The 16,574-nt window shown below is 71.7% G+C and carries 16 protein-coding genes; 9 read left to right on the top strand and 7 right to left on the bottom strand.

Annotated features, from left to right (window positions below):
* The first annotated feature begins 59 nt into the window (after window positions 1-59).
* Together Dvina_RS46645 and Dvina_RS46640 are read left to right on the top strand one after the other, a co-directional pair.
* Window positions 60-758, top strand: coding sequence for a 16S rRNA (uracil(1498)-N(3))-methyltransferase (locus Dvina_RS46645; RefSeq protein ID WP_223097926.1), 699 nt, complete (start codon window positions 60-62; stop codon window positions 756-758).
* 125 nt (window positions 759-883) lie between these two features.
* Window positions 884-1,462 (top strand): RICIN domain-containing protein, encoded by a 579-nt coding sequence (locus Dvina_RS46640; RefSeq protein WP_223097924.1) that lies wholly within the window; start codon window positions 884-886, stop codon window positions 1,460-1,462.
* A 2-nt stretch (window positions 1,463-1,464) separates the two neighbouring features.
* Here Dvina_RS46640 and Dvina_RS46635 read toward each other — a convergent pair whose 3' ends face one another.
* Window positions 1,465-2,202 carry an SDR family NAD(P)-dependent oxidoreductase gene (locus Dvina_RS46635; RefSeq protein ID WP_223097922.1) on the bottom strand — a complete coding sequence of 246 codons (738 nt, stop codon included), beginning with the start codon at window positions 2,200-2,202 and terminating at the stop codon, window positions 1,465-1,467.
* A gap of 20 nt (window positions 2,203-2,222) precedes the next feature.
* On the opposite strand from Dvina_RS46635, the gene Dvina_RS46630 reads away from it, so the two are divergent.
* A complete protein-coding gene (locus tag Dvina_RS46630; protein WP_223097920.1) occupies window positions 2,223-3,572 on the top strand; it encodes a serine hydrolase domain-containing protein in 1,350 nt (449 codons plus the stop codon).
* A gap of 17 nt (window positions 3,573-3,589) precedes the next feature.
* Here the strand turns inward: Dvina_RS46630 and Dvina_RS46625 are convergent, their stop codons facing one another.
* Window positions 3,590-4,375, bottom strand: coding sequence for a VOC family protein (locus Dvina_RS46625; RefSeq protein WP_223097918.1), 786 nt, complete (start codon window positions 4,373-4,375; stop codon window positions 3,590-3,592).
* 231 nt (window positions 4,376-4,606) lie between these two features.
* Between Dvina_RS46625 and Dvina_RS46620 the strand changes: the two genes are divergently transcribed.
* The 5 genes from Dvina_RS46620 to Dvina_RS46600 are packed head-to-tail and all read left to right on the top strand — an operon-like array spanning window position 4,607 to window position 8,403.
* Window positions 4,607-5,683: a PhoH family protein gene (locus tag Dvina_RS46620; protein WP_223097916.1), complete on the top strand. Its 1,077-nt coding sequence runs from the start codon at window positions 4,607-4,609 to the stop codon at window positions 5,681-5,683.
* Between the two features lie 14 nt (window positions 5,684-5,697).
* Complete coding sequence (ybeY, locus tag Dvina_RS46615) at window positions 5,698-6,153, top strand: rRNA maturation RNase YbeY (protein ID WP_223097914.1); 456 nt, start codon at window positions 5,698-5,700, stop codon at window positions 6,151-6,153.
* Window positions 6,154-6,187: 34 nt separating this feature from the next.
* Complete coding sequence (locus Dvina_RS46610; protein ID WP_246655774.1) at window positions 6,188-7,510, top strand: hemolysin family protein; 1,323 nt, start codon at window positions 6,188-6,190, stop codon at window positions 7,508-7,510.
* A complete protein-coding gene (locus tag Dvina_RS46605) occupies window positions 7,503-7,844 on the top strand; it encodes a cytidine/deoxycytidylate deaminase family protein (RefSeq protein WP_223097912.1) in 342 nt (113 codons plus the stop codon). Before Dvina_RS46610 ends, Dvina_RS46605 begins: the two co-directional genes overlap by 8 nt.
* Before the next feature lie 31 nt (window positions 7,845-7,875).
* Window positions 7,876-8,403, top strand: a complete 528-nt coding sequence (locus Dvina_RS46600; RefSeq protein ID WP_223097910.1) for an AAA family ATPase — start codon at window positions 7,876-7,878, stop codon at window positions 8,401-8,403.
* 112 nt (window positions 8,404-8,515) lie between these two features.
* Here Dvina_RS46600 and Dvina_RS46595 read toward each other — a convergent pair whose 3' ends face one another.
* From Dvina_RS46595 to Dvina_RS46580, 4 genes are read right to left on the bottom strand one after another with little or no spacing between them, the layout of a single operon-like run.
* Window positions 8,516-9,313 carry an isoprenyl transferase gene (locus Dvina_RS46595; RefSeq protein ID WP_223097908.1) on the bottom strand — a complete coding sequence of 266 codons (798 nt, stop codon included), beginning with the start codon at window positions 9,311-9,313 and terminating at the stop codon, window positions 8,516-8,518.
* Window positions 9,310-10,104: a DNA repair protein RecO gene (gene recO, locus Dvina_RS46590; RefSeq protein ID WP_223097906.1), complete on the bottom strand. Its 795-nt coding sequence runs from the start codon at window positions 10,102-10,104 to the stop codon at window positions 9,310-9,312. The genes Dvina_RS46595 and recO overlap by 4 nt, the downstream gene beginning before the upstream one ends.
* On the bottom strand, window positions 10,104-10,994 hold the full coding sequence (era, locus tag Dvina_RS46585) for a GTPase Era (RefSeq protein WP_246655773.1): 891 nt from the start codon (window positions 10,992-10,994) through the stop codon (window positions 10,104-10,106). The genes recO and era overlap by 1 nt, the downstream gene beginning before the upstream one ends.
* A gap of 15 nt (window positions 10,995-11,009) precedes the next feature.
* A complete protein-coding gene (locus tag Dvina_RS46580; protein ID WP_223097904.1) occupies window positions 11,010-14,225 on the bottom strand; it encodes a type VII secretion EssC family protein in 3,216 nt (1,071 codons plus the stop codon).
* A gap of 201 nt (window positions 14,226-14,426) precedes the next feature.
* On the opposite strand from Dvina_RS46580, the gene Dvina_RS46575 reads away from it, so the two are divergent.
* Entirely contained in the window at window positions 14,427-15,128 is a 702-nt protein-coding gene (locus Dvina_RS46575) for a sulfotransferase (RefSeq protein ID WP_223097902.1), read from the top strand.
* 22 nt (window positions 15,129-15,150) lie between these two features.
* On the opposite strand, the gene Dvina_RS46570 is transcribed toward Dvina_RS46575, so the two are convergent.
* On the bottom strand, window positions 15,151-16,530 hold the full coding sequence (locus tag Dvina_RS46570) for a glycine--tRNA ligase (protein ID WP_223097900.1): 1,380 nt from the start codon (window positions 16,528-16,530) through the stop codon (window positions 15,151-15,153).
* Window positions 16,531-16,574: the final 44 nt, after the last annotated feature.

Below are 16,574 nucleotides of genomic sequence, written 5' to 3'. Positions count from 1 at the left end.
GGCGCCGCTCACCATAGGTCAGGACCCGGCTCGCGCCGCTGGATCGAGGCGGAGGCGGCGTGAGCCTGCCGCTGTTTCTCGTACCGTCGCTGCCGCCCGGTCCGTCGTTCGTCCTCGACGGGCCGGAGGGACACCACGCGGCCGATGTCCAGCGCCTGACCCCGGGCGAGGTGCTGCTGCTCGCGGACGGGCGCGGCGGCGTCGTGCGCGGTGTCGTGGTCTCGGCGCGCAAGGGTTCGCTGTCCCTGGAGCTGGACCCGCCCGCCTTCGAGCCCGAGCGCGACCCCTCCCTGACGGTGGTGCAGGGGATCGCCAAGGGGGAGCGGGCGGAACTGGCGGTACAGCTGCTGACCGAAGTCGGTGTCGATCGGATCGTGCCGTGGCAGGCCGCGCGCTGCGTCGCACGGTGGAAGGACGACCGTCCCCTGGAGCGCTGGCGCTCGACAGTCCGCGAGGCCGCCAAACAGTCGCGCCGCCCGTGGGTTCCCACGGTGTCGCCGGCGGCCACGACGAAGCAGCTGTCCCTCGCCGGAGTGATTCTGGTGCTGCACGAGGAGGCGTCGGTCCCCCTCTCCGCCGTCCCGCTGCCCACCGCCGGCGAGATCACGCTCGTCGTGGGGCCGGAGGGCGGGGTGGCGCCCGAGGAGCTGGACATGATCGGCGGCACCCCGGTCCGCCTGGGCCGCGAGGTCCTGCGCACCTCCACCGCCGGCGCCGCCGCGGTCGCTGCCCTCTCGATCCGGCTCGGCCGCTGGTGACGCCGGCCCGGTGACCCGCGGGTTAACGAACTTCCAACAGCGTCGTGGCACGCTCCCCCTGCTCGCCGAGGCCATCGAAGCGAGTAAGCATTCGGATTGGGGATCTCGTGCTTCGAAAACGCCTCATGCAGGCCGTTGTCGCGTTTGTCGCGTTCGCCGCGACAATGGTGTCCGCGCCGACGCCGGCGCACGCCGTCGGTGAGATCTACGGCCCCTACTACCTCATGAACTTCAACACCGCCTTCACCGCCCACCCGCAGTGCCTCGCCGACCCGGGCTCGAGCACCGCCAACAACGTCCATCAGATCCTGTACGCATGCGGCAATGTCGACCAGCTGTTCTTCAACGAGACGGCCGTGACCAACTCCGACTACTGGACCTACAACCTGGCCAGCGGCAAGTGCCTGGTCCCGTACGGGGGATCGTCGTCCAGCGGCGCGTGGATCGTGCAGTACACATGCAATTCCGCCGCCAGCGCCCGATGGGTCTACAAGAAGGTGGACCCCGGATTCATCGGGGCCTGCCCGCGACACCCCGATACCGGCGCCTCGTACTGTGAATATCAGGTGTTCGAAATCCAGAACAAGAGCGGCAGCCAGCAGTGCATCGCCACGCAGAACGGCGTCTTCACCCAGGGCACCGGTGTGGTGCAGTACCCCTGCAACGCCGACACCACGAATTGGTGGGTGCAGATCAAGGCCTAGCCCTAGCGGAAGTAGCTGGCGCCGTTGAGGTCGAGGACGGCGCCCGAGGACCATTCCGCCTGCGGGGATGCGAGGTGCAGCACCGCGGCGGCGACCTCCTCCGGGGTGGCGACGCGGTTGAAGGGGCTCTGGGCCCGGATCGCGTCGCCCTCCGGGGAGGCGAGCAGGTCGGCGACCAGGTCCGTGGCCACGAAGCCGGGGGCGACGGCGGACACCGCGATGCCCTTCGGGGCCAGCGCCCGGGCCAGGCTCTGGGTCATCGAGTTGAGGGCGGCCTTCGCGGCGCCGTAGGCGGGGTGGTCGGGCTCGCCGCGGTAGGCGCCGCGGGAGCTCACGTTGATGATCCGGCCGCCCCGGCCCAGGTGGCGGACGGCGCACCAGCTGACGTTCGCGGGGGCCAGCAGGTCGACGGCCAGGGTGTCGTGCCAGGCCCGCTGCCACTGCTCGTAGCTGACGTCGAGGATCCTGTGCTCGATGTAGACGGCGGCGTTGTTGACGACCACGTCCAGCCCGCCCAGCGCCTCCGCGGCCCGGTCGACGAGGGTGCGGACCGCCTCCGGGTCGGCCAGGTCGCCGGCCACCACCGTGTGGCCACCCCCGAGGAGATCGTCGGGCCGGTCGGGCTCGGCGGGCGTGCGGCGGTGGACGGCGACCGTGTCGCCGGCGGCGGCGAAGGCCCGGGCCACGGCGGCGCCGATTCCGCGGGCCGCGCCGGTGATGAGGACCCTGCGAGCTGCCATGCGCGAAATAGTATTCCGGGATGAAGGTGTCGCAGCGGTACGAGCGGATGGTCCGGCAGACCCAGGCGGAAGCACGGATCCCGGCGTTGAGTGTGGCCGTGCACCGCGCCGACCGGCCGCTGTGGACGTTCCAGGTGGGCGAGGGGGTCGACGCCTCCAGCCAGTTTCGCATGGGGTCCATCACGAAGACCTTCACGTGTGTACTCGTCCTGCAGTGCCGCGACGAGGGGCTGCTCGACCTCGACGACCAGATCGCCCGCCACCTGCCCGTGAAGGCGCACGGCGAGCTCACGATCGGGCGCATGCTCTCGCACCTGTCGGGGCTGCAGCGCGAGCCGTTCGGTGACGTGTGGGACACCATGCAGGCGCCCGACCTGGAGGGGCTGCTGACCCAGCTCGACCGGGCCGAGCAGGTGCTGCGGCCCGGGCTGCGGTTCCACTACTCGAACCTGGCCATCGCGCTGCTCGGGCACCTGGTCGGGCGGCTGCGCGGCGGGACCTGGGCCGAGGTGCTCCAGGACCGGATCCTCGACCCGTTCGGGCTGTCCGACACCGCGGTGACGCCGGAGCGGCCCGTGACCGGCTACCAGGTCGACGCCTATTCGGACTACGCGCACCCGGAGCCGCCCGCGGACTTCGGGGCGGTCGGGCCGGCGGCGCAGCTGTGGAGTACCGCCGCGGATCTGGCCCGGTGGGGAGCGTTCCTCGCCGATCCGCGCGAGATGGACCCGAACGGGACGGTGCTGTCGGCCTCGACCGTCGACGAGATGCGGGTGCCCCAGGTCGTGACCGAGGACGTGCTCTGGGCGCGCGGGGTCGGGCTCGGGCTGATCCTGCATCCGCAGGCCGGCGCGGAGCGGGTCGTGCACGTGGGGCACGACGGCGCCATGCCCGGGTTCCTGGCCGCGGCCTACGGACGGGTCGGGGGTGCCGGCACGCCCAGAGCGCTCGGGGTGGCGTCGGTCGGCTCGTCGGGTACCGCCGGGGAAATCTGTGAGCTGCCCCACGATCTGCTCGCGGCCGCCGTCGAGCACGACCCCGCGGACATCGCGCCCTGGGTGCCCGGGCCGCCCGCGCCCGCGCAGTTCCGCTCGGTGCTCGGGCGGTGGTGGGGGGAGGGGTTCGAGTACGTGTTCAGCTGGCGCGACGGTGCCCTGCACGCCCGGGCGGCCGAGGCGGCGGCCAAGCGGCCACCGGCGGTGTTCGCGCCGGTGGACGGGGCGTCCGACGTGTTCCGGACGGTCTCGGGGCGCGAGGCCGGGGAGCTGCTGCGGCTGACCCGCGACGCGGACGGGGTGGTGGTGCGCCTGCACTGGGCCACGTACCGCTTCACGCGCGGGCAGGAGACATTCGACGGGTACCGGTTCTGACGCGGCTCGCCCGGCTCCTACCGAGCGATCATCGTGAAGACGGCGCCGTTGGGGTCCTCGACGACGGCCAGGCGGCCGTGCGGGGAGTCGAACGGGCCGTGCTGGAGGCGCCCGCCCGCCGCCTCCACGCGCTCGGCGGCGGCGTCGGTGTCGTCGGTCGCGAAGTACACCGCCCAGTGGGCGGGCACGCCGTCCCACTCCGAGGTCATCGCGAGGCGGCCGGCGACCGGGTCGGCGTCGCCGAGGCTCCACGCGGAGTAGTCGAACAGCTCATCGCCGGTGTCGACGGTCCCGGGGATCTTGGTCTGCCGGTATCCGAAGAGGCCGTGGTAGAAGAAGTCGGTCACGGTGGGCTCGCGGGTGTTGACCTCGGCCCAGCACATCGCGCCGGCCTCGTCGAACAGCTGCGAGCCCGTGTGCCGGCCGGGCTCCCAGGCGCCGAACGCCGCACCTGACGGGTCCATGGCGAAGAGCATCCGGCCGTTGTCCGGAATGTCCATCGGGGCGACGAGCATCTTCCCGCCGTGCTCCTCGATGCGCCGGGACGTCTCGGTCAGGTCGTGCGACATGAGGTACAGGCTCCAGGCGGCCGGGAGCTGCTCGGACCCGGGCATCGGCGGGCTCATCCCGGCCACGATCCGGCCGTTCTTCAGGCACATCACGTAGTTGCCGAACTCGGCGCCGGTGTCCGCGTACTCCCAGCCGAACACCGACCCGTAGAAGTGCTGCGCGGCCGGGACGTCGGCCGCCACCACATCCGCCCAGCACGGTTCGCCGTCGATGTATCCGCTGCGCTCGACCATGCTGGGCCTCCCTGGGTAAACCGGTCATCTGCCTCCCTATCAGCCCAGGTGGGTGGCCCGTGGCGGATTCGGCGCAGACGGCATGTTCGGCCGAACACGATCGGGCGGCGCGTCCGGCAGAAAATGGGAACGGCCGTTGCGGCGGTCAGCCGATACCATGAAGAGCCTGGACATGAGCCCAGGCTGGAGCGAGCCCGGAAGCAGGTGCTTGAGGCCCATCGCGGCCAAGGTATGACCGAGACCCCAAACCCCGCGCCGGCAGCTGCGTCGGAGCAGCCCGTGCGGGCCATCAGCAAGATCACCGTTCCCGACCCGCACGTCATGGTCAGGCTGCTCGGGGCCGGCGACGAGATCCTCAAGCTCGTCGAGCGGTCGGTGCACAGCGATGTTCACGTGCGGGGCAACGAGATCACCATCACCGGCGCGGCCGCGGACAACGCGCTGGCCGAGCGCATCTTCGGCGAGCTCATCGAGCTCGTGCGCAAGGGCGAGACGCTCACGCCGGACAATGTCCGGCGCACCGTCGGGATGCTTGAGCAGAACACGACCGAGCGCCCGGCCGAGGTGCTGACCCTCAACATCCTGTCCCGGCGCGGCCGTACGATCCGGCCGAAGACCCTGGGCCAGAAGCGGTACGTCGACTCGATCGACCAGCACACGATCGTGTTCGGGATCGGCCCGGCCGGCACCGGCAAGACGTACCTGGCCATGGCCAAGGCCGTCCAGGCGCTGCAGGCCAAACAGGTCAACCGGATCATCCTGACCCGCCCGGCGGTCGAGGCCGGCGAGCGGCTGGGCTTCCTGCCCGGCACGCTCTACGACAAGATCGACCCGTACCTGCGGCCGCTCTACGACGCACTGCACGACATGCTCGACCCGGAGTCCATCCCGAAGCTGATGGCGGCCGGGACGATCGAGGTGGCGCCGCTTGCGTACATGCGCGGCCGGACCCTCAACGACGCCTTCATCATCCTGGACGAGGCCCAGAACACCACGCCCGAGCAGATGAAGATGTTCCTCACCCGGCTCGGCTTCGGGTCGCGGATCGTCGTCACTGGTGACGTGACCCAGATCGATCTACCCGGGGGGACCCGCTCAGGCCTCCGAGTGGTCCGTGAGATCCTCGACGGCGTCGAGGATGTCCACTTCGCCCAGCTCGGCAGCGCCGATGTCGTGCGCCACCGCCTGGTCAGTGAGATCGTCGACGCCTACGCCCGCTGGGACGAAGCGCAGGAGGCTCAGCAGCAGCCGGTGCGCGCCGTCCCGGACCGCGCCGCACAGGGCGGCCGGCCCGGGCGCCGCAGATAGCCCCGGGAGCCCTGTTGTCCATCGAGATCGCCAACGAGTCCGGCGTCGACGTCAACTCCGACACCGTGCTCGCGGTGGCTCGGCACGCGCTCGACGAGATGGGGGTCAACCCCCTCGCCGAGCTGTCGATCCTGTGCGTCGACGTCGAGTACATGACCGAGCTGAACCACCGCTGGATGGACGGCGAGGGCCCGACGGACGTGCTGGCCTTCCCGATGGACGAGGGCAGCGTCGACCACGGCCCCGGCGAGGGCGGCGGCGAGCCGGCGCTCCTCGGCGACATCGTGCTCTGCCCGGAGGTGGCCGCCAAGCAGGCCGCCACCGCCGGGCACGCCACGATCGACGAGCTGGCCCTGCTCACGGTGCACGGCATCCTGCACCTGCTCGGCTACGACCACGCCGAGCCCGAGGAAGAGGCCGAGATGTTCGGTCTGCAGGCCCGACTGCTGGAGAGCTGGCGAAAGTCTTGAATCCACGTGAGCGGTCCGGAGCGGAGGTCGTGACGTGAGTGACGTCACACTTCTGACGACGGCGGCCGGGCTGGTTGTCCTCGCCGGGCTGTTCGCGATGACTGACGCCGCCCTCAACGTAGTGTCGCCGGCCCGCGCGCACGAGCTCGCCCGCGAGGGCAAGCCCGGCGCCGGAGCACTCGAGGTCATCGCCGCGGACCCGGCCCGGTACATCAACCTCCTGCTGCTCCTGCGTCTGTTGTGCGAGCTCACGGCGACCACCCTGGTGGCCCTGGAGACGGCGGACGCGGTCGGCGGTCGGCGTGACTGGCTGGCCGCCCTCATCACGGCCGGCATCATGACCGTTATCAGCTTCGTGGTCGTCGGCGTCGCGCCACGCACGATGGGCCGCCAGCACGCCTACCAGGTGGCCCGCCTCGCCGCCCCGCCGGTTCGCTGGCTCGGGACCGCCCTGGGCCCCCTGGCCCGCCTGCTGATCCTCATCGGCAATGCGGTGACACCCGGCAAGGGGTACCGCGAAGGCCCCTTCGCCACCACCATCGAACTGCGCGAACTCGTCGACATCGCCGAGCAGCGCGGCGTCGTGGAGCACGGCGAGCGCGACATGATCCACTCGGTCTTCGCGCTCGGCACGACAATCGCCCGCGAGGTCATGGTGCCCCGCACCGAGATGGTCTGGATCGAGTCGCACAAGACCGTCCGCCAGGGCCTGATGCTGGCGATGCGCAGCGGGTTCTCCCGCATCCCGGTCGTCGGCGAGAACGTCGACGACATCCTGGGCATCGTGTATCTGAAGGACCTCGTCCGGCGTACCTCCGGCAACGAGACGGGCGCCGGGGAGATGCCTGTCGCCCAGGTCATGCGCGACGCCACGTTCGTGCCGGAGTCCAAGCCGGTCGACGACCTCCTCCGTGAGATGCAGGCCAAGCGCACCCACATGGCCGTGATCATCGACGAGTACGGCGGCACCGCCGGCCTCGTCACGATCGAGGACATCCTGGAGGAGATCGTCGGCGAGATCACCGACGAGTACGACGTGGCCGAGCGCCCCCCGATCGAGGAGCTCTCCGACGGCGCGATCCGCGTGACGAGCCGCCTGCCGATCGAGGACCTGGGCGAGCTCTTCGGCGTCGAACTCCCGGCCGACGAGGTCGAGACGGTCGCCGGCCTGCTCGCGCAGTCCCTGGGCCGCGTCCCGATCCCCGGCGCCACCGCCGTCGTCGGCGGCCTGGTCCTGGTGGCCGAGGGCACCGCGGGCCGCCGCAACCGCATCGACACCGTCCTGGTCCGCCGGGCCGACCCGGACGACGAGGACCAGGCCAGCCACGAAACCGAGAGGCAGCACGCCGATGCCTGACGACCTGACCGCCGAGGACACCAAGCTCGTCACCCTGGCCCGAGCCGCCCGCGCCCGCACTGGCGCCGTGGAGGGCGCCGCGGTGCGCGACGGGGACGGGCGGACGTACAACGCGGCCTCGGTCACGCTGCCGTCGCTCTCACTGACCGCCCTGCAGATGGCCGTCGCGTCGGCGATCTCCTCGGGCGCCACGAAGCTGGAGGCGGCCGCGGTGGTCACCGAGGCATCCACCCTCGACGGCCTGGGCCACGCCGCCGTCCGCGACGTCTCCCCGGCCGCGCCGATCCACGTAGCCGCCCCGGACGCCACGGTCTTCGCCACGATCACCGAGTGACCGCCGCCCGCCGGCTTCGTACCATCGGCCGATGGGCCTGCGAAACTACCTGATCGACGGCGTTTCCGGCACCGGCAAGACCTCCGTCGCCGAGGAGCTCCAGCGGCGCGGCCACCACGTCGTGCACGGCGACCGCGAACTGTCCTACCAGGGCGACCCGGAAACCGGCGAGCCGACGGACGGCTCCACCCACGAGCACCACATCTGGCGGGTCGACCGGGTCCAAGCCCTGGTCGCCGCCCGGGACACCCCCGCGACCTTCTTCTGCGGCGGCTCCCGCAACTTCGCTAAGTTCGTGCACCTCTTCGACGGCGTGTTCGTCCTGGACGTCGACCTGGCCACGCTGCACCGGCGCCTGGACGAGCGCGACGACCCCTGGGGCAGACACCCGGCGGAGCGCGCCCTGATCGTGCACCGGCACCGCACGAAGGCCGACCTCCCCCACCCCGCCGTCATCATCGACGCCCGCCCGCCCATCGCCCACGTCGTCGACGAGATCCTCCGCCTCATCGACCACGCCGACGGACCGGTCGATCGAGCCGCGAAGCACCACTCGTGATGGCCGGGCCGACAGAAGGCAACGGCTGACGATTCTCGCGGCGCACGGTGTCGTGATGCGGCGATTTCCTCTTGCGATTCACCCGACCATGGAGATGGTCGGGCCTGCGGAGTCAGTCAGTCAGCGTGGGGATGACGGGGTTGGGGATGGCGCCGCCGAAGCGGCGGTCGCGCTTGGCGTAGACCTCGCAGGCGTACCAGAGGTGGCGGCGGTCGAAGTCGGGCCAGAGGGTGTCGATGGAGACGAACTCGGCGTAGGCCGCCTGCCAGATCATGAAGTTGGAGGTGCGCATCTCGCCGGAGCTGCGGATCATCAGGTCGACGTCCGGGAGGTCGGGCTCGTCCAGGTAGCGGGCGAAGGTCTTCTCCGTGATGCGGTCGGCCTTCAGGCGGCCGGCCTTCACGTCGGCGGCTATGCGGGCGGCGGCGTCGGCGACCTCGGCGCGGCCGCCGTAGTTGACGCACATCGTGAAGGTGAGCTTCGAGTTGTTGCGGGTCAGTTGTTCCGCGTACTCCAGCTCCGAGATGACCGAGCGCCACAGGCGGGGGCGGCGGCCGGCCCAGCGGACGCGGATGCCCATCTCGTGGAACTCGTCGCGGCGGCGGTGGATGGTGTCGCGGTTGAAGTTCATCAGGAAGCGGACCTCGTCCGGGGAGCGCTTCCAGTTCTCCGTCGAGAAGGCGTAGGCGCTGACGTACTTCACGCCCAGCTCCAGGGCGCCCTCGATGACGTCGAAGAGGGCGGCCTCGCCGGCGGTGTGGCCGGCGGTGCGGGGGAGGCCGCGCTGCTTGGCCCAGCGGCCGTTGCCGTCCATGATGATCGCCACGTGCTGGGGCACGGTCTCCTTCGGCAGCGCCGGCGGGCGGGCACCGGTGGGGTGCACGGACGGCGGGCGGAAGTTGTTGCTCACGAACGTTCCTTTCCGAGACCACGAAGCTGACCGCGCTCTTCACGGTCCACCAAGGGTAGTGACCGCAGGGAGCGCTCCAGGTGCCACTGCAGGTGGGCCGCCACCAGGCCACTGGCCTCGCGCTGGTGCACCCCCGGCGCCGCATCCGCCACCGCCCAGTCGCCGTCCATCAGCGCGGTCATCAGGTCGATCGTCGCGGGCGCGGGGTGGGCGGCGCCCGGCGGGCGGCAGTCGGGGCAGACGGCACCGCCGGCGGCGATGGAGAAGCCGCGGTGGGGCCCGGCGGTACCGCAGACCGCGCACTCCCGCAGCGCGGGCGCCCACCCGGCCGAGCTCATGGCCCGCAGCAGGTACGCGTCGAGCACCAGGCTGCACGCGTGCTCGGCCACGGCCAGCGCCCGCATGGCGCCGACGGTGAGCTGGAAGAGCCGCAGCGACGGCTCCTGCTCGACGGGCGTGAGTCGCTCCGCGGTCTCGACGATGGCGCTGGCCACCGTGTAGCGCGAGTAGTCCTCCAGGAACCGCCGCCCGAACAGGTCCACGCCCTCCACCTGGCTTATCACGTCCAGCGAGCGGCCCTCGAGGAGCTGGACGTCGACGTGGCCGAACGGCTCCAGCCGGCCGCCGAACTTCGAGGTGGTGCGGCGCACGCCCTTGGCGACGGCGCGGATGCGGCCGTGGTGGCGGGTGAGCAGCGTGATGATCCGGTCGGACTCGCCGAGCTTCTGCACGCGCAGGACCAGACCGTCGTCCCGATAGAGTTTGCCCCGGAAGCCTGAGTTGCCGGCCATCAGAAGCCCAGTCGGCGCAGCTGCTTCGGGTCCCGCTGCCAGTCCTTGGCCACGCGGACGTGCAGGTCCAGGTAGACGCGGCCGCCGATCAGGTCCTCGATCTCGCGGCGGGCCCGGGTGCCGACCTCCTTGAGGCGGCTCGCCTGGTGGCCGATGACTATCGCCTTCTGGCTGGAGCGCTCGACGTAGATGTCGGCGTAGATCTTGGTGAGGCCCTCCTCGGTGAGTACCTCCTCCACGAGGACGGCGATCGAGTGCGGCAGCTCGTCGCGGACACCGTCCAGGGCCGCCTCGCGGATGAGCTCGGCCATCAGGACCTGCTCGGGCTCGTCGGTGAGCATCCCGTCCGGGTACAGCTGCGGCGACTTCGGCAGGTGCCCGACCATCACGTCGACGAGCGTCCCGACCTGCTCGCCGGAGACCGCGCTGACCGGGACGATGTCGGCGAAAGCGCCCAGCCGGTGCACCGCGAGCAGGCGCTCGGCAAGCGTTGCCTTCGAGACCAGGTCGATCTTCGTGACCACGGCGACGAGCGTGGCCTTGAGCTCGGAGATCTCCCCGCTGATGAACCGGTCACCGCGGCCGATCTCCTCGTCGGCCGGCAGGCACAGGCCGATCACGTCGACCTCGCTCCAGGTCGCCCGGACCAGGTCGTTGAGCCGCTCGCCGAGCAGCGTCCGGGGGCGGTGCAGCCCGGGCGTGTCGACCAGGACGAGCTGGGAGTCCTCGCGGTGCAGGACGCCGCGGATCGTGTGGCGGGTGGTCTGCGGCTTCGGCGACGTGATCGCGATCTTCTGGCCGATTATCGCGTTGGTCAGCGTCGACTTGCCGGCGTTGGGTCGGCCGACGAAGCAGGCGAAGCCCGCGCGATAGTCACCAGAAGTCTGCACGATGTCTCAGGGTACTCAGACCTCCAGCTGGAGTTGGCGGGGGCGCTGTGCAGGAGTTGTGCGGACCGCCTTTTTCTTCTTCGGCGCGGCGAAGGCGACCTGGAGCTCGACGGTGCTCTCCACCAGTCCGCGCCCGGCCGCGCGCAGCACGACCCGGCCCGGCATGAGCCGGGACAGGGAGGTGGGCACGGCGCTGCGGTGCTCGGTGGCCAGCACCAGGTGCACGCCCACCGCCTTGCCGCCCGCCGCGATGGTGGTCAGGGCCTCGTTGAGCAGCGGGTCGTGCCCGTCGACGAGCACCAGGACCCGGGCTCCGGCGTCCTCGGCCAGCGCGGCCCGCTCGGCCACGAGCTCGCCGATCGTGGCCAGGAGCGCGGCGGCCGCCTTCACGTCGGTGGCGTCGACGCGATACACCCGCAGCGCGGCCCCGTCGAAGCGCTGCCCGAACGCGGCCGCGACCGTGTCCAGCAGCGTGCTCTTGCCCGCGCCGTTGGGGCCGAAGACCAGCAGGTGGCCGAGCTCGTCGAGGTCCAGCGGCCAGACCTGGACGGCCTGGGAGTTGGGCAGGTCGACCATGCCGATCGCGGCGGCGAACGTCTCACCGGTGACCTCGGGCAGCTCCGCCAGCTCGTAGCGCTCGGCCAGCGGCGGGTGCCACGCCTTCGGCTGGTCGGGCACCCGGGCCTCCCGGTGGGCGGCGGAGATGGCGGTGACCAGCCGCTGCAGGTCGGTCACCTCGCCGACCGGCAGCTCCGACACGGAGGACATCGACTCCGCCGGCTCCTCCACGCAGAGGCCGGACTCGAAGCGCCACTCCGTGACAAGTGTCGGGCCGTGCGAGCGGTCGGCCGGGGAGCGGGCCCCGCCGTAGGCGATCTGCACCGCATCGGGGTCGGAGGTCAGGGTGCGCACGAAGGCGCGCCCGGGCAGCAGCGGCGAGAGGTGGGCCGCGTCGGGCCGCTCGAGGACCTCGAGGCTGTCCTCCTCGGACTCCACCCGCAGCGCGATGCGCAGTGGCGCCTCCGCGCGCAGGTCGTCATCGACGGCGCCGTGCGGAGCAGCGGTGGCAAGCAGCAGGTGTACTCCGGCCGAGCGCCCCCGCTTCGCCAGTTCCCGCAGCCCGGCCACGAAGTCGTCGGGTGCGCGGGTGAACTCGTCGACCACGATGAGCAGGTTGGCCGGCGCGGCCGCCGGGTGCTTGCGCTCCATCTCGACGATGTCCTTGACACCGTGCCGGCGCAGCACCGCCTCCCGGCGCCGGACCTCGGCGCCGAGCGACAGCAGGATCCGCCGGGCCGCCTGATAGGTGTCGTGGGACGAGTCGGCGCAGGTGAAGACGCCGACCGTGTGCGGCAGCTGGGTGCACTCGGCGAACGTCGTCCCGCCCGCGTCGACGAGCACGAACGTGAGCCGGTTGGCCGGGTAGGTGGCGGCCAGTGCGGCCAGGTAGGAGCGCAGCAGCCAGGAGCGGCCCGAGCCGGGCGCGCCCGCGATGATGCCGTTGGGCCCGTCGCGGCGCAGGTCCACCACGAGGGGGCCGGTGCCGCCGAAGCCGACCGGGGCGGCCAGGCCGCGGTCGCGGGTGGAGGGCACCCAGCGCTTGACGATCGCGCTCGGGGCGGGCTCGCCGCCGAGGCCGAGCACCTCGCCGAGCGGCGCGATCCGGGGTGCCGCCCCGCCCGCGGCGTCGCGGTTGGCGGCCAGGGCGTGCGCGACCCGGTCGGCGACCTCGGCGGCGATGCCGTCACCGGTCAGCGCGACCACCCCGGCCGGCAGCAGCTGCGCCGTTTCGGCCGCCGTGAGCAGGCTGATCCCGCTCCGGGGCCCGTCTTCCACGAGCCTGGCGAGGGACTGTGGCGGTACCGAATCAGGGTCTGGAAGCACGATGACGACGTGCGGCGAGAACTGCTCGGCGATCGCGTGGCGGCCCAGCCGGCGCTGGCGCAGGAGCGCCTCGACCAGAGCGAGGACCCGGCGGCGGTCGTCCTCCTGGGCCGCGACCGTGCGGGCCCCGGGCGCGAACGCCGCGGTCAGGGTGCGGGTGTGCGGGAGCCAGCCGGTCCAGCGCCAGTGCTCGGCCTCCTCCGGGGTGGCCAGCACGACGAGGGCGAGGTCGTTCGGGCCGGCCAGGGTGGCCAGCTGGACGACCCAGGAGCGCAGCACGGCCCGGCGGGTCTCCTCGTCGCCGTGCGCGCCCAGGGCACCGAGGGCGCGCAGGTCGGCCTCGACGGGGACGTCTGGGTCGGTGGAGTACCGCTGCCGCAGTGCGCTTATCCGGTCGGTGTGCGCGGGGTCGAAGTCGCCGGTGGTCGCCGCCTGCTCGAAGCGCAGGCGGCTCGGCTGGTCGCCGGTGGCGATCCGCAGCGTCAGGAAGTCACGGTCGTCGGGGCGGCGGGCCGGCTTCTCCTGCCGGTCGGCCGCCCGGGCCAGGTGGGCCACGCTCGGCATCTCGGCCCGGCGGGCGGCCACGACGGCCCGGTGCTTGATCGCCGCGTCGGCCTCGGCCCGCTCCATGGCGGCCTCGAACTCGGCGGTGGGGTCGGCACTGCGGCGCCGAAGGCTCAACCGGCGCCGTTTCGGCGGCTGCGGTACCACCGGAAGCCACACGGCCGGCGGAGGACCCTTGGGCGCGGGCGCCTCCGCGGGCACCTCCTCGACCGTGATGAGCGTGGATCCGAGCCGGAGCAGCTGGCCACCGGCAAGCGTGACGGTCCCGGTCAGCGGCTCGCCGTCCAGCTGCGTGCCGGCGGGGGAGCGCAGGTCGGTCGCGGCCACCTCGTGGCTGCCGATGCCCAGGTGCAGGTGGCGGCGCCCGGCCGCGGCGTCGGTGAGCACGAGGTCGCCGCCCGGATCGGTGCCGATCACGAACTCGCCGGGCGGCAGCGGCAGCCAGATCCCGGCGTCCGGCCCGGCCACGACAAGCAGCTCGAAGCGGTGCCCCGTCTCCCGCTGCGGCCGCTCCGGGCGCTGCTCGGGCGGGGCCAGCAGGATCGCGTCGCCACAGCGCAGCCCCTGGTCACCGAGCGGCCGGTTGGGGTCCAGCCGCTTGCCGGTGCGGGCCAGCCAGGCCCAGGTCGTCTGCTGCGGGCGCTCGGCCGGGTCGAGCAGGCCCAGGAGCGCGGCGATCAGATCACTCACGGCGCCGCCCGGATCGGCCCGCAGCCGCACCGTACGGTCCAGCGTCGCGCCCGTATCGCGCCTCGTCACTCGCACGTCGATCAGCAGATCCATCGACCGGCCCCTTTCTACCCCGCGCAGCGTCGGACGTCGTCGGTCTCCAAGAAAGCCTGGTGGCGGGGCGGACGCACTGCAGAGCTCCGCCTCTGACAGTAAGCGCCGCAACGCCGAGTGGATCGCATCGACGCGCGCCAGGATTTCGTGCTATACGCGAGTAAAACGGGCGGAACGGCACGTGGGTTACCCTCGTGGACCATGACGGTGCGAGTTGCGATGTGGTCCGGGCCCCGCAACATCTCGACGGCGATGATGCGCAGCTTCGGCGCGCGCCCCGACGCGGTGGTCGTCGACGAGCCCCTGTACGCCCACTATCTGGCCGAGACCGGCCTCGAGCACCCCGGCCGCGAAGCGATACTGGCGTCGCAGCCGCAGCGGTGGCCGGACGCGGTCGCCGGGCTGCTCGCCCCGGTCGGTGCGGCGGTGTTCTACCAGAAGCACATGACTCACCACCTCTTGCCGGTGATCGGCCGGGACTGGCTGGCCGCGGTCAGCAACGCGTACCTGATCCGTGACCCGGCCCACGTGGTCGCCTCCTACGCGAAGGTCCGCGGCGAGCCCACGTTGGAGGACCTGGGCTACCCCCAGCAGGTGGAGATCTTCCGCGCGCACGGCGGCCCGGTGGTCGACGCCGCCGACGTCCTGCGTGACCCGGCCCGCACGCTCGCCGCCCTGTGCGCGGCGCTGGGGATCGCGTGGGACCCGGCGATGCTGTCCTGGCCCGCGGGAAGGCGGGACACGGACGGGGTGTGGGCGCCGCACTGGTACTCCGCTGTCGAGCGCTCCACCGGATTCGCCCCCTACGACGAGCGGCCGGCGGACGTCCCCGAGCACCTGCGGCCCCTCGTGGACCGGGCTCGGCCGCTGTACGAGGAGATGGCCGCGGCCGCCCTCAGGTGAGAGCGGCCGCGGTGCCGAGGCGCTAGCAGCCGGGCAGGCGCTCGATCAGGTAGGTCTCGACCTGGTCGATGGAGACGCGCTCCTGGCTCATGGTGTCGCGGTCGCGAACGGTGACCGCGTTGTCGGTGAGCGTGTCGAAGTCGACGGTCAGGCAGTACGGGGTGCCGATCTCGTCCTGGCGGCGGTAGCGGCGGCCGATGCCCTGGGCGTCGTCGAAGTCGACGGTCCAGCGCTTGCGCAGCTGGGCGGCGAGGTCGCGGGCCTTGGGCGACAGGTCGGCGTTGCGCGACAGCGGGAGCACTGCCGCCTTGACCGGGGCGAGCCGCTTGTCGAAGCGCATGACCGTGCGCTTGTCGACCGAGCCGTTGGTGTTGGGCGCCTCGTCCTCGTCGTAGGCCTCGAGCAGGAACGCCAGCACCGCGCGGGTCAGGCCGGCGGCGGGCTCGATGACGTACGGCACCCACCGCTCCTTCTTCTCCTGGTCGAAGTAGGACAGGTCGACGCCGGAGTGCTTGGAGTGCGTGGCGAGGTCGAAGTCGGTGCGGTTGGCGATGCCCTCGAGCTCGGAGAACTCCTGGCCGCCGAAGCGGAACCGGTATTCGATGTCGACGGTGCGCTTCGAGTAGTGGGAGAGCTTCTCCTTCGGGTGCTCGTAGAAGCGCAGGTTGCCCTCGGAGATGCCCAGGCCGATGTACCAGTTCCAGCGCTCCTGCAGCCAGTACTCGTGCCACTGCTCGTCGCTGCCCGGCTCGACGAAGAACTCCATCTCCATCTGCTCGAACTCGCGGGTGCGGAAGATGAAGTTGCCCGGCGTGATCTCGTTGCGGAAGCTCTTGCCGATCTGCGCGATGCCGAACGGCGGCTTCTTGCGCGCGGCGCCCGCGACGTTGTTGAAGTTGACGAAGATGCCCTGCGCGGTCTCGGGCCGCAGGTAGTGCAGGCCCTCCTCGTTCTCCACGGCGCCGAGGTAGGTCTTCATGAGGCCGTTGAACATCCGCGGCTCGCTGAACGTGCCCTTGTTGCCGCAGTTCGGGCAGTTGATCTCGCCCAGCGCGAAGGTCTTGCCGGGGTTCTTCTCGACGAACGCCTCTTCGAGGTGGTCGGCCCGGTAGCGCTTGTGGCAGGACGCGCACTCGGTCAGCGGGTCGACGAACGCGTCGACGTGGCCGGAGGCGGTCCAGACCTCGCGGGCCAGGATGACTGCCGAGTCGAGGCCGACGATGTCGTCGCGCTGCTGGACCATCGTCCTCCACCACTGGCGGCGGACGTTGTCCTTGAGCTCCACGCCGAGCGGGCCGTAGTCCCAGGCCGAGCGCGTGCCTCCGTAGATCTCGCTCGACGGGAAGACAAAGCCGCGGCGCTTCGCGAGGCTGACGACGGAATCGATGCGATCTGCGGCCATGGTTCCTCCTAGGCCTCACGGCGACTGGCTGTCGGCAAGGCTGG

It is taken from the genome of Dactylosporangium vinaceum, from assembly GCF_019904175.1.
GTDB lineage: Bacteria > Actinomycetota > Actinomycetes > Mycobacteriales > Micromonosporaceae > Dactylosporangium > Dactylosporangium vinaceum.
This window is presented reverse-complemented; position numbering and strand designations above follow the sequence as displayed.

Bases quoted from the DNA above. Each gene is read 5' to 3' on its own strand.
- Dvina_RS46600 (WP_223097910.1), top strand. From the start codon at position 7,876: ATGGGCCTGCGAAACTACCTGATCGACGGCGTTTCCGGCACCGGCAAG.
- Dvina_RS46625 (WP_223097918.1), bottom strand. From the start codon at position 4,375: ATGGTCGAGCGCAGCGGATACATCGACGGCGAACCGTGCTGGGCGGAT.
- Dvina_RS46620 (WP_223097916.1), top strand. From the start codon at position 4,607: ATGACCGAGACCCCAAACCCCGCGCCGGCAGCTGCGTCGGAGCAGCCC.
- Dvina_RS46580 (WP_223097904.1), bottom strand. From the start codon at position 14,225: ATGGATCTGCTGATCGACGTGCGAGTGACGAGGCGCGATACGGGCGCG.
- Dvina_RS46575 (WP_223097902.1), top strand. From the start codon at position 14,427: ATGACGGTGCGAGTTGCGATGTGGTCCGGGCCCCGCAACATCTCGACG.
- Dvina_RS46635 (WP_223097922.1), bottom strand. From the start codon at position 2,202: ATGGCAGCTCGCAGGGTCCTCATCACCGGCGCGGCCCGCGGAATCGGC.
- recO (WP_223097906.1), bottom strand. From the start codon at position 10,104: ATGGCCGGCAACTCAGGCTTCCGGGGCAAACTCTATCGGGACGACGGT.
- Dvina_RS46570 (WP_223097900.1), bottom strand. From the start codon at position 16,530: ATGGCCGCAGATCGCATCGATTCCGTCGTCAGCCTCGCGAAGCGCCGC.
- Dvina_RS46605 (WP_223097912.1), top strand. From the start codon at position 7,503: ATGCCTGACGACCTGACCGCCGAGGACACCAAGCTCGTCACCCTGGCC.
- Dvina_RS46630 (WP_223097920.1), top strand. From the start codon at position 2,223: ATGAAGGTGTCGCAGCGGTACGAGCGGATGGTCCGGCAGACCCAGGCG.
- Dvina_RS46640 (WP_223097924.1), top strand. From the start codon at position 884: ATGCAGGCCGTTGTCGCGTTTGTCGCGTTCGCCGCGACAATGGTGTCC.